The sequence below is a fragment of the Clostridium sp. Marseille-Q2269 genome (assembly GCF_943736985.1).
Classification (GTDB): domain Bacteria; phylum Bacillota; class Clostridia; order Clostridiales; family Clostridiaceae; genus Clostridium_F.
The window spans coordinates 1-11,276 of the sequence record NZ_CALSFS010000024.1 but is presented as its reverse complement, the minus strand read 5'-3'; the positions used below and the strand labels follow the sequence as shown (position 1 = coordinate 11,276).

At 26.2% G+C, this 11,276-nt stretch carries 15 protein-coding genes and 1 tRNA gene; 13 read left to right on the top strand and 3 right to left on the bottom strand.

Going from position 1 to position 11,276, the window contains the following annotated elements:
• Window positions 1-72 precede the first annotated feature (72 nt).
• Complete coding sequence (locus tag NGI68_RS16820) at window positions 73-501, bottom strand: SoxR reducing system RseC family protein (RefSeq protein WP_251862598.1); 429 nt, start codon at window positions 499-501, stop codon at window positions 73-75.
• Between the two features lie 163 nt (window positions 502-664).
• On the opposite strand from NGI68_RS16820, the gene NGI68_RS16815 reads away from it, so the two are divergent.
• The 5 genes from NGI68_RS16815 to NGI68_RS16795 all read left to right on the top strand — a co-directional run bounded on the left by NGI68_RS16815 (window position 665) and on the right by NGI68_RS16795 (window position 2,394).
• Window positions 665-793, top strand: a complete 129-nt coding sequence (locus tag NGI68_RS16815; protein WP_251862597.1) for a CPC_1213 family protein — start codon at window positions 665-667, stop codon at window positions 791-793.
• Between the two features lie 129 nt (window positions 794-922).
• Entirely contained in the window at window positions 923-1,222 is a 300-nt protein-coding gene (locus NGI68_RS16810) for a hypothetical protein (protein WP_251862596.1), read from the top strand.
• A gap of 384 nt (window positions 1,223-1,606) precedes the next feature.
• Window positions 1,607-1,747 carry a hypothetical protein gene (locus tag NGI68_RS16805; RefSeq protein ID WP_251862595.1) on the top strand — a complete coding sequence of 47 codons (141 nt, stop codon included), beginning with the start codon at window positions 1,607-1,609 and terminating at the stop codon, window positions 1,745-1,747.
• A 175-nt stretch (window positions 1,748-1,922) separates the two neighbouring features.
• Window positions 1,923-2,126, top strand: coding sequence for an alpha/beta-type small acid-soluble spore protein (locus NGI68_RS16800; protein ID WP_251862594.1), 204 nt, complete (start codon window positions 1,923-1,925; stop codon window positions 2,124-2,126).
• 181 nt (window positions 2,127-2,307) lie between these two features.
• Window positions 2,308-2,394, top strand: a tRNA-Leu gene (locus tag NGI68_RS16795).
• Window positions 2,395-2,514: 120 nt separating this feature from the next.
• On the opposite strand, the gene NGI68_RS16790 is transcribed toward NGI68_RS16795, so the two are convergent.
• Entirely contained in the window at window positions 2,515-2,871 is a 357-nt protein-coding gene (locus NGI68_RS16790; RefSeq protein ID WP_251862593.1) for a tyrosine-type recombinase/integrase, read from the bottom strand.
• Between the two features lie 97 nt (window positions 2,872-2,968).
• Between NGI68_RS16790 and NGI68_RS16785 the strand changes: the two genes are divergently transcribed.
• A protein-coding gene (locus NGI68_RS16785; protein WP_251862592.1) for an IS3 family transposase occupies window positions 2,969-4,116 on the top strand; the annotation gives its coding sequence in 2 pieces (ribosomal slippage) (window positions 2,969-3,212 and window positions 3,212-4,116; 1,149 coding nt in all).
• 569 nt (window positions 4,117-4,685) lie between these two features.
• A complete protein-coding gene (locus NGI68_RS16780; protein ID WP_251862591.1) occupies window positions 4,686-5,492 on the top strand; it encodes a hypothetical protein in 807 nt (268 codons plus the stop codon).
• Between the two features lie 79 nt (window positions 5,493-5,571).
• Here the strand turns inward: NGI68_RS16780 and NGI68_RS16775 are convergent, their stop codons facing one another.
• Window positions 5,572-5,997 (bottom strand): hypothetical protein, encoded by a 426-nt coding sequence (locus NGI68_RS16775; RefSeq protein ID WP_251862590.1) that lies wholly within the window; start codon window positions 5,995-5,997, stop codon window positions 5,572-5,574.
• Between the two features lie 221 nt (window positions 5,998-6,218).
• Between NGI68_RS16775 and NGI68_RS16770 the strand changes: the two genes are divergently transcribed.
• The 6 genes from NGI68_RS16770 to NGI68_RS16745 all read left to right on the top strand — a co-directional run bounded on the left by NGI68_RS16770 (window position 6,219) and on the right by NGI68_RS16745 (window position 10,959).
• Window positions 6,219-6,416 (top strand): helix-turn-helix transcriptional regulator, encoded by a 198-nt coding sequence (locus NGI68_RS16770; RefSeq protein WP_286010135.1) that lies wholly within the window; start codon window positions 6,219-6,221, stop codon window positions 6,414-6,416.
• A 169-nt stretch (window positions 6,417-6,585) separates the two neighbouring features.
• Window positions 6,586-6,753, top strand: coding sequence for a hypothetical protein (locus tag NGI68_RS16765; RefSeq protein WP_251862589.1), 168 nt, complete (start codon window positions 6,586-6,588; stop codon window positions 6,751-6,753).
• Window positions 6,754-7,112: 359 nt separating this feature from the next.
• Window positions 7,113-7,514 (top strand): bacitracin ABC transporter ATP-binding protein, encoded by a 402-nt coding sequence (locus NGI68_RS16760; protein WP_251862588.1) that lies wholly within the window; start codon window positions 7,113-7,115, stop codon window positions 7,512-7,514.
• A 314-nt stretch (window positions 7,515-7,828) separates the two neighbouring features.
• Window positions 7,829-9,913, top strand: a complete 2,085-nt coding sequence (locus NGI68_RS16755) for a type IV secretory system conjugative DNA transfer family protein (RefSeq protein WP_251862587.1) — start codon at window positions 7,829-7,831, stop codon at window positions 9,911-9,913.
• A 182-nt stretch (window positions 9,914-10,095) separates the two neighbouring features.
• Window positions 10,096-10,725, top strand: a complete 630-nt coding sequence (locus NGI68_RS16750; protein ID WP_251862586.1) for a hypothetical protein — start codon at window positions 10,096-10,098, stop codon at window positions 10,723-10,725.
• A gap of 21 nt (window positions 10,726-10,746) precedes the next feature.
• On the top strand, window positions 10,747-10,959 hold the full coding sequence (locus NGI68_RS16745; RefSeq protein ID WP_251862585.1) for a hypothetical protein: 213 nt from the start codon (window positions 10,747-10,749) through the stop codon (window positions 10,957-10,959).
• Window positions 10,960-11,276 lie beyond the last annotated feature (317 nt).

Below are 11,276 nucleotides of genomic sequence, written 5' to 3'. Positions count from 1 at the left end.
GAATTGCCTTTGAAGCTACATATCTCTTTTTTAATCTAAGGTAGTAACCTTTTACGTCGTAATTTTCTTATACTATTTATTAAGTATTCGTGTCATTTTAAGATTATAACTTTGCTTTTTTCCTAATTTCTTATCCATATGACTTAAAATAGAATAAGAAATAGCCAAGAATACTAATCCTACAGCTGTTCCAAGCAATTCATATTTTTTAACATCTAGATTCTTAAAGATTAAAATAGAACCAACTAAACCTATTACTAGCATGATTAATGGAAAAGTATATGTCCAAAATGTCATAGTGAAAAATGATTTTGTAGGCATATCTATTTCCACCGTATCTCCTATAGAAACTCCTAGTGTATCTTTAACATCTGTAGCTATGGATTTAGATCCACAACCAGCTTTACAACTGGGACAATTATCTCCACAACCAGATTTTCTTTTAAATATAACAGAAGCATAGCCATCTTTTACTGATTTGATATAACCTATTTCTTTCATAAAATCACTCCTATATTAATGGCATTTGTTGTTTATTAATTATATCATAAATTTAATAAATAAGTAAAATGGTAAATAAATTTAAGTATTTTAAAAGAATTTACATTTTTATAAATAAAAAATATTATAAGTGAAATATTATAAATAGAAAGGAGTGTTTTTTATGTCTAAAAAATGCAACAAAACACAACATGATAAAAAAGAAGATGGAATTTTTAAAAAGAAAAATATAAAACATGATCCACAAGCAGAAAGTGCAAGAGCAGTTTTTGGATTAAAAGAAAACAAATAAGAATGCATATTTATAAATAAAGCTGCATAAATATTATCATATTAAATAAAAGTATTGTATTTAACACATAAATATATGTTAAGTAATAATTTGGAAAATCCTTTCATAAAATTTTATGGGGGGATCAAAATGGGAATGATGAAATTTTTAGTATTGTCTGTTATAGCAGAAGCTCTTTGGGAAGGAACAAAAATATTTTGGCAAAATGGTAAGCTTAATGTTGATCAAATTGGAGCGTTTGTTTTTAGTGAAATATTGTGTTTAACTACAGGAATGGATTTTCTGAAAGCATTAGATATAAATGTAAATGTACCTTATCTAGGAATAATTTTCACAGGATGTTTAATTTCTAGAGGATCAAATTTTATGCACAATTTAATTGATTCTACAACTATAATGAAACAGAATATTAAGAATAAAAGTATATAAAAAATTCATTTGAACACTCTATGATTAGAAAGGAGTGTGTTAAATTATGCATAGAGAAGATAAAAAAGAATCAAAGAGAATGAAAAAGAGTGAAAAGCCTGAAAAGATACATTCAAATGAGATGAAAAAACATTCATCTAAAGGAGCTATAAAGTTAACTGAATAACATAATAAAATATATTTATTTATTTAAATTAATGTATAATTTTATGAGTGCGCTATTTAGTACACTCATATTTATTTTTATGTTATTTTATATAAGTTTGATTTATGTAAAGTATTATAAATTTAACTATTAATTCTAATATAAATTTAAATACTATATTAGAATATGAATAAAAAAAGTATAGAATAAAAAGCTATAAAAGAAAGGAGATGATTAATGTGTATTCTAATAGTTATAAAGGAGAAAAACATAAGAAATCTAAAGAATTAGATGGGCATAGACCACAATATGATGCGGATAATAGAGATAAAAGAACTTCTTGTAGATATGAGAATTTTAAAGGAAAACCTATAGAATAAATTAATTTATTTTTTATGTGTAACAAAATTCTTTTTGAAAATTTATGGTATGAAAGAAAATAATTCAATAAATTCATATAATTCACTAGGATAATAACAAAAAAATAACACAAACTTATATTACAAACTTAATTAAGTTTGTAATATATTTCAACATAAAAGGAGGAAGATTAAAATGGCAAACAGAAGTTCAAATAAATTAGTAGTGCCAGAAGCTAAACAAGGATTAAAAAACTTAAAAATGGAAGTTGCTAACGAAGTAGGTTTATCAAACTACGATAGCGTTGATAAAGGAAACTTAACAGCAAGACAAAACGGATATGTTGGTGGCGGAATGACAAAGAAAATGGTAGAAGCATACGAAAATAGCTTAAAATAATAATTCAGTTAATAGATTTTTAATATAAAGATTGTTAATTGAAACAATTTAAGAGATTAGATATGTATTTATATATATCTAATCTCTTTTGAATTTACAAATAAAATATTTTAATAAAAATAAATTAGATTATTGACTAAACTGTTTTATTATGTTATTATAATTACGTTAAATCGTGCTTGCCGGAGTGGTGGAATTGGCAGACGCAACGGATTCAAAATCCGTCGAGGGAAACTTCGTGCGGGTTCGACTCCCGCCTTCGGCACCATTGCAAACACTAAGTTTGCGGACTTTGGATTAGTTTTCCAAAGTCTTTTTTATTTCTAAAATGTCAGTAGAATGTCAGTAGAATTATTAAAAGCTAACAAATTTATTAAGCTAAATTAAACTAATAAATTAAATCTGATATATTTTTTGCTGCCTCTTCTTCCAATCCTTGAAGGACATGTGTATATAAATCCATTGTTATACCTATAGTGCTATGCCCTAATCTAGTAGAAGCTACATTCATACTAGTGCCACTAGCTAACATAAGAGTAGCATTAGTATGGCGTAAATCATGAAATCTCATATTGGGCAGATTATTTCTATTTATAAAATCCCTAAATATGCTACTAAGACTATCACTAGCCATAGGAGTGCCATCTAGTTTAGTAAAAACCAAGTTAAATTCATTTCTAAAAGCACCATAACTTTTCAATTGTAATTGTTTTTGTTTTTTCTTATGTTCTTTTAACAAATTCATTAGTTGTTTAGGTACAGTTTGGTGCTAGTATAAAGTAGTGGACACATTAAATCGAACTAAGTAAAATAATATTTAGTTAAGAAAGGATGTGTCCATTATGGGAAATGGCAGAAGATACGATCAAGAATATAAAGATATGATAGTAGACTTATTTAAGTCAGGCATGAGCTTATCAGAGCTAAATAGCAAATATGGCATTGCAAAATCAACAATCAACGGATGGATTAAAGATGTAAAAGAAATTAAAGTAGATGAAAATGAAGTTATTACATTGAAGGACATCAAAGCTTTAAAAAAGGAAATGGCAAGAATTAAAGAGGAAAATGAAATATTAAAAAAAGCTATGGCCATATTTGCAACAAGAAATTAGATGAAGTAATAGAATTTATAGATAGTAATAAAAGCAATCATGATATTAAGACTATGTGTACCGTTCTAGGCGTAGCCAGAAGCACATATTATAAATCTTTTGATAAAACTAAATCTGCAAGAAAAATAGAAAATGAGGAATTAAAATCAGCTATCAAAAGGATATATAAAGAAAATAAAGGCATATATGGTGATCCTAGGATTCATCATATACTTGCTACAGAAGGCTTTAAAGTATCCTTAAAGAGAGTTCAAAGACGAATGACTGAACTTGGCCTTTGTGCAATAACTGTAAAAAAATACAAACCTCATTCAACTAAAAAGGTAGCAGAAGGTTTGAAAAACGTTTTAAAAATAGATTTTACTACTACTTCTATTAATGAAAAATGGGCAGGAGATATTACATATATTCATACTATGAAAGATGGTTGGTGCTATTTAGCTTCAGTTCTTGACTTACATTCTAAAAAAATAATTGGCTACGCTTTCGGTAAAAGAATGACTAATGATTTAGTTGTTAAAGACTTGAAAAATGCTTATTTCAGCCAATCTCCTCATAAAAATAAGCAACTAATATTCCATAGCGATTTAGGATCTCAATACACTAGTAATGATTTAAAGGAGCTATGTAAAAAGTTTAATATTACACAATCATTTAGTAAAAAAGGTTGTCCCTATGACAATGCTTGTATAGAATCTTTCCATTCATCTGTAAAAAAAGAAGAAATATACAGAAATGCATATCGTACCTTCCAAGAAACTAATAGAGCTATTTTTAAATATATTGAAGGATGGTATAACAGAAAAAGGCTATACTCTTCTATTAATTACATGACCCCAGATCAATGTGAATTATTATCTAGAAGTGTAGCATAAAAAAAGTTTGACTTTTTGTGTCCAAGATATTGACATAAGACCAGTTGCCTGAATCTATCTTAATTATATCCATATAAAATAAATTTAAACATAAGTAAAGGAATATATTAACATTTATAGAATATTAATATTATATAGTTTTCCGTAAATTAACTATGTTTTATGCAGTCCTTCTTAAATAGTAAAAAGAGTCTACTTGATATAGTAGGCTCTTTTGTTGTGTAATTTATATATTGATTGTTATATTGGCTATCTAAATTATATCCATGTAGAATAAAATTAAACATATTTCAATCAGATATTTTAATTTAAAATTGAACAATAATATATGAGATACCACTAAAAATGGTAGTTATGGTTTATGTTATAGCTACCATTTTTATTTTTAGTAAAAAGTTTAAAATAGTTCTTATTCTTGTTTAAATAATTACAATATATTTACTTTAATGTAATTATTATAATTTATTGTTTTATTTTACATAAATGAATGTTATACTGATATAGACATGTTTATAGTTAATTAAAGGCCTTTAATTAAAAATTATCTATAATTTAATAGGGGGATTGTAATGTTAAGAAGAAAACTAAAATCAAAATTATCTTTAATAGTAATTTCTACACTATTTATAATAGGTGCTATGCCAATCAAAACTTTTGCTATGAATACTAATGAATCAGGTGAAAAAAATGTTACTGTATATGTAAAACAGGAAATTAATTTACCTATGAATCAATTTTCTAAAGAGTTTAAAGAAGTTGCTAAAGAAGGTGGCTGGACAATAGAAGATTCTGGTGCGTATAGAATGGTGGAATTAGAAGAAGGTTCAATAATGGTAGATGGTAAAAAAATGAATGTTGGAACTGGTGTAAATGGAAAAACAATAGTTCCTAAAAACACAAGAACTGTATCTTTTACTGAAAAAAGTAATGAATTAGCAAAAGATATTAATTTAAATAAAAATTCAGCTGATGAAAAAGTAGTTTTTGTTGTTGACATAATGGATGCTCTTGATAAAATGGACCAGAAACATTTTAAAGCAATGGATTATAGAGAAAATATGGGCCTTCTTTTAAGTAGGAAAGGATATGGAGACAAATATTATCCAGGAGATTGGGTACATTGCAATAGATTTAATGGACCAAACTCTGATGATATCCATTATGACAAGATAAAACATCCTGTAAAAACTATGCAAAATTTTATGGGAAGCGACTGTGAGTTATCTCTTAGTATAAGTAATGATTGTATCTTTAGTAATTGGTGTAATCAATCAGGACCAGCAGCAGCTTGTTCAAGCAAGGGGAAATCAGCTATTACAGGGGCAAATTGTCCAAGCGTATATCATCGTCATACTAAAAGACCAGTTAAAAGATAGGAATTAAAATTGTATACATTTACAATGATAAAAGTAGTTATAAATAATCTTTTAAAAAAAGAGCCAAGTGGCTCTTTTTTTAAAGACCAAATAAGCTCATTAATTTTTTAGTATCTTTTTTATTTATTAAATAATATTTTCCATCATGACCAATATAAGAAAAAAAGCTAGTTTGGTTTTTTTTATCTATATAATATTGTAAACCAAATTCACCAGCTGGATATTTTATCAAAATGTTACAATTTGGATTGTGGGGATCTCTAGAAGATAATGTAAAAGTAGCAGCATTCATGATTTTTAATATTTCATGTATAGTATTAGGTTCCGTTATTTGAATAATACAAGTATTTTTACTAAAGTAATGATTTGTATTTGTTTTATATAATGAAATAGTTTGAGTATTATCTGGGAAACTAGCTCTCTTATATTTATGAGTAATTAATTTAAATGATAGTATGAATATTATAACTAATATAACAATTAGGGGTTTAGTAACTTTTTTCATAAATATTTACCTTTCCTTAATTAAGTGATTAATAAAAAATTGAATATATGGTTATAATTAACTTTATTTTACTTCATTATAAGATAATATAGAAACTAAATCAATATAGATTAAAATTTCTAACAGCTTATTTTTTAAAAGTTAGTTATATATGGGGAATGTTAAAAGGGTTTTCACCACATTTCTAGAATAATTACATATACTGTAATGGGGTGGTGTATGTGGTTAAAAATCGGCTAAAGGAAATTAGGATGCGTGAATATATGATGGAACCTCAAGAGTTTGCAAAATTAATAGGTGTTAATTATAAAACTTATTATTCTTGGGAAAGAGGTGTAGCAGGTCCATCTTTAGAAACTGCTTTAAACATTGCTAAAAAATTAAATAAAAAGGTTGAAGATGTATGGTATACAGATTAGTATCATGCATCTTTATTTTTATATAAAAATTATAAAGAATATTAAAAAATTATATAAATATAGGAAATATTGTATAAATATAAGCATAGTATATATTAAAAGACAACAAAGAATACAATTTAGACATTGTATACATTAAATTAATACAAAGTATACGGAGGTGACAATGATGGCAGAGAGATTAAGAGTAGTTTTAGAATTCAGAAAAACTGACGTGGAAGAATTAAAACTATATGGTGAATTATTAAAATTTAGCAATCCAGGTTCAGTAGTTAAAGATATTTTGAAAGGTACATTACCAATAGAAATTTTATTTAAGGAGGAATTAAGAAAATAAATGAAATTAGAGACTAGTTTAAAAAAATGATAACAAGAGGGGATTTTATATGTCTACAAAAGCATAGTTAGAAGCTTTAAAAGGAGATAAAAATAAAGCCTAGTAAAAGACTAGACTTAAAAATTATAAGGCCATAGAAATTCCTAGGCATACCGCAGAAACTACTAACCATGCTCCAGCTGACATAATAATTCACTCCCAAACTAAAATTTTATTTTTATTATTACCTAAATTAAAAACATTATTCAGGAGGGCTTAAATGTGAGAGGAATTTTTAAAATTATATTTTTCTTTATGGCAATTTATGCAAGTGTTAAGATGTGGACCAAAATAATTAAAGCGATTAGGGGGAATATGTAATGGTGATAAACTTTTCTAAACCAAGACTTATGCTTCAAGATAAACTAGATGAAGCAATATTCAATTATAAAATGAATAGCACTACCACAGAAAAACAAAAGATTAAGACATTAGTAGATACAACAGCAACTACAATAACTATAACTTTATTATGTAATACACCAGTTAGTGCAGGAGGATTTGATAAAATAGCAGGAGCATTAAATCCATTATTAGATTTAATTCAAGTACTAGGTTATCCTGTAGCAGTTCTGTCTATGAGTGGAGGAGCTATAACTATGATGTTTAATAAAAGAATGGGAATGAGAATAATAAAAGATACTGCAGTTGCATATTTAGTACTGCAATTTATTCCAGGGTTAATGAAGATATTAATGGATGTAGGGAAGGCAATAAGATGATTATTGAAATTATTCCAGATGTAAATATAAATAATTCTAAACTATAAAGTTTTCTTACTAACATACATTCATATAAAAATTTAATTAATAGAATTAATTTTAAAGAAAAGAAAATATCACATCAAGATAAAATCACATATGAAATTCTATTCATCAAAGAAAACATATCCTTTTATTATATAATTCCAGATAAACTTAAAGAATTAATACAAAATGAACTTAATGTATGCTACCCAAAAGCTACATTTAAATTCAAAAACTCTTATAAAACAGATAAAAAAGATGGAATACTTAACTTTATAAAAGAGGACCATATGATAGAAGTTAAAGCTGCAGAGGAATTTGAACTGGATCAACATAGTTTTCTAAGTTTAAAAACAGATTTAAGAGCAGAATATCCTCTAAATGCATTACTGGAAACATCTAATATACTAAAAGATGATGAAAAAGTATTAATACAATATATATTAGTACCTGAAGAATCTTCTTTGAATTTAGAGTTTGAAGAAGCAATTAAAGAATTTAGTAATGAAAAAAGAATTAAAAGTAAATATAAATTAGATAAAGAAAAGATAATTAAAAGTGGTCTTAAATTAGCATACGGATGTGTTGCTGAAGTTATGGATCTAGCTAGTTTATTTTTTACAAATGAAGAATTTGAAAGAATTGATTTAGATGAATTGGACAATAATGTACTTATTAGAAATGGAGTATCTCAGCAGACTAAAGATAAAACATCTTCTGTTTATTACAATACATCTATAAGAATAGCTGTCGACAGTGAAAGAAGTGAATTACTATTGAAGCTATTTAAGAGAGGATTTAATTTGTTAGAAGATGATAATAAATTAGTTACTAGAAAGTTAAAGCAAAAAGAACTTATAGAGGCTGTAAAAGAAAGAAAGTCTATAGATAAAATTAATATAGATGCATTAAGTACTAAAGAATTAGCACAACTTATGCAGTTGCCTACAAAACATTATCAACAACAGTACAAAATTAAGAACATAGATACTAGAGAAATTAATATACCGCCTGTTTTTACAACTAAAGGCTTACAAATAGCATGGACTATATATAAAGGTAATAAAATACCTGTGTTCTTCCCACTGGATGATTTAGATTCTTTATGTCAATGTTGGGTTTCAATAGGTAAGATGGGAAGTGGTAAAACAACTTGTGGAGAAAATACTACAATACAGTTACTTCAAAATGGGGTTAGTGTATTTGCTATAGATGTAGCGGATGGAGGCTTAATAGATAATATAGAGAGAGGATTGTCGAAGGAATTTAATAAAATTATAGATTTAGATTTTGGAGATATAGATAATCCTATAGCTTTAACATGGAGTGAATGTGCCAATGGAGATAAAACTATAGAAACTAAATTAGCATCTCAACTTAAAAACTTTCTTAATAAACTAGCTAAAAGTGATAATCAAAAATTAAGTAGCAGAATGGAAAGATTTTTAGGAGCTGCAGCTAAAGCAGTATTTAAAAATCCTACTGCAAATTTATATGATGTTGTTTTATGCCTTACAGATAGAGAATATAGAGATAAATTAATTAAAGATAATAATATTGAAGGTAGACTAAAATGGACATTAGAACAGCTAAATGATGATGGAAATGAAAGTGGGACAAAACAAAATTATGTATCTGGAATAATGGATAGATTAGAAGCTTTATTAGATAATGAGTTTGCTGCAAATTGTTTATTACAAGAAGCTAATTTATATATAGACTTTAGAAAATGGGCTGATGAAGGTTACTTTGTAGGTATAAGAGTTCCAAAGGATACGTTGTTAGATGATACTACAGACCTATTAGTTACTTATATAGTATCTAAACTATGGCTTGCCATATTAACTAGAAGTAATACACCTAAGGAACAAAGAAAACCTTGTATATTACTGCTAGATGAACCACATCAATTCCCTACAGTACTTACAGAGTTACATTCTATAATAAGAGAAATGAGAAAATGGAGATTAGGAATATTTATATTTGCTCATGAATTTAGCGACTTTAAAGGAATGAAAAGTTTATTTAAAAGTGCAGGTACTAATTACTTTATATATCAAACTTCTAAAGAAACATATAAGGAACTTTTAGAAGAGTTTCAACCATTTACATTAGAAGAAATGATAGCAACTAAATGGAGGAATGCTATTGTTAATATGAGATATAAAGAAGAAAAAATTTGTGTTATGACAGATATGCTGAAGCCTTTGCCACATAAAAGAACATATAAAAAGGAAAATATTTTTGGTAGATCTGCACAAAAGGTTCAGGATAAAATATTTAAAAAATCTATGCATTTTGAAGAAGAATTTTTAAATAATATGAATGATGATAAAGAAAAAGAAGAAAACGTTCAACAAAAAGCTATTATTTAAAATTAATTAACCTGTAGAATAAGGTATAGAATGAGTTGTAGAATATATGTAGAATAGACATAGAATTTAAAAAGTGCAAAAAAGCTTATAAATGGCTTGAAATAAATGTTTTACATAAGATTATAAAATGATAAACCCTTATATATATTATATATATAAATAAAAATGGTGGGCGATATATTTTGATTTTATCAGAGCGGGATTGGAACTTTTTAAAAGATTTATATTTCGTAAAAATATTAAATACTAAAAGAATATGTAGACTATATAATTCTAAAAAATATTGTTATGCATGTCTAAAACTTCTAAAAGATAATAATTATATAAAAATTTTATATAAACTTCCTAATAAAGAAAATGTTTTTACTTTAGATAAAGAAGGATATAAAATTTTAGGTTATAAACCAATAAAAATTAATGCTAGTCCACAAAAATTATTAATGTTAGCAGATTTTTATTTCTATGAAAAGAGACTAGATCCGTTTATTAAATTTGATAACAAATATTATTTTAACTATAAAAATAGAAAGTACATTTTAAAAATAGATGTACTTTTAAAAACTAATACTTGGATATTTGGAATTATGGAAAATGAACATATAGAAGAGCAATTTAAAAAAATAGAAATGTATTATAAAAGTGGACAATACAAAAATTTATTTGATAATTTTCCTGCAATTGTAGTAGTAAGTTCCAATATAGAAAAGATTATTAAAAATAAACTAAGTAATTTTCAATTGCTAGATTATGAAAAAGTTAAGAAGTGGAATTATTCATATAATACCAAAAAAGGTAATAAGTATTATATATAAATATTGAAGGGAGTTTGGTTAATGGATCCTATAGATAAATTTATTAATAGTATAGATAGAATAGGACTTAATTTCCTTAAGTTTTTTATGCTAATAGGCATAATTACATGTATAGTAGGTATTATATCATACTTTAAAAATGGTGATAATGAAACATTTAAAAAAGGAAATATATTCACAATAGTTATTATAGTAATGTTTATAGTATCAAAAATAGCAATAGGAGCCAATTAAGGCTCCTTAGTTGTTAATTGGGAATCTACATTAATATAGGAATCTTAATTATATTAATTTATCGGTCAGTAAAATGTCAGTAGAATGTCAGTGGGAGTATTAAAATTAAGAAAACTTATTAAACTATATTAATACACATTATTAGGTGAACACGTTGATTTTACTTAGTTGTAGGGTGTTGCTAAAATTTACTAAGATTAATTAAACTAAAGAATAAGGGATTCAAAATCCGTCGAGGGAAACTTCGTGCGGGTTCGACTCCCGCCTTCGGCACCATTGCAAACACTAAGTTTGCGGACTTTGGATTAGTTTTCCAA

Coding starts and splice junctions, on each gene's coding strand:
- NGI68_RS16820 (WP_251862598.1), bottom strand. CDS start 501: ATGAAAGAAATAGGTTATATCAAATCAGTAAAAGATGGCTATGCTTCT.
- NGI68_RS16815 (WP_251862597.1), top strand. CDS start 665: ATGTCTAAAAAATGCAACAAAACACAACATGATAAAAAAGAAGATGGA.
- NGI68_RS16810 (WP_251862596.1), top strand. CDS start 923: ATGGGAATGATGAAATTTTTAGTATTGTCTGTTATAGCAGAAGCTCTT.
- NGI68_RS16800 (WP_251862594.1), top strand. CDS start 1,923: ATGGCAAACAGAAGTTCAAATAAATTAGTAGTGCCAGAAGCTAAACAA.
- NGI68_RS16790 (WP_251862593.1), bottom strand. CDS start 2,871: ATGAATTTGTTAAAAGAACATAAGAAAAAACAAAAACAATTACAATTG.
- NGI68_RS16780 (WP_251862591.1), top strand. CDS start 4,686: ATGTTAAGAAGAAAACTAAAATCAAAATTATCTTTAATAGTAATTTCT.
- NGI68_RS16775 (WP_251862590.1), bottom strand. CDS start 5,997: ATGAAAAAAGTTACTAAACCCCTAATTGTTATATTAGTTATAATATTC.
- NGI68_RS16765 (WP_251862589.1), top strand. CDS start 6,586: ATGGCAGAGAGATTAAGAGTAGTTTTAGAATTCAGAAAAACTGACGTG.
- NGI68_RS16760 (WP_251862588.1), top strand. CDS start 7,113: ATGGTGATAAACTTTTCTAAACCAAGACTTATGCTTCAAGATAAACTA.
- NGI68_RS16755 (WP_251862587.1), top strand. CDS start 7,829: ATGATAGAAGTTAAAGCTGCAGAGGAATTTGAACTGGATCAACATAGT.
- NGI68_RS16745 (WP_251862585.1), top strand. CDS start 10,747: ATGGATCCTATAGATAAATTTATTAATAGTATAGATAGAATAGGACTT.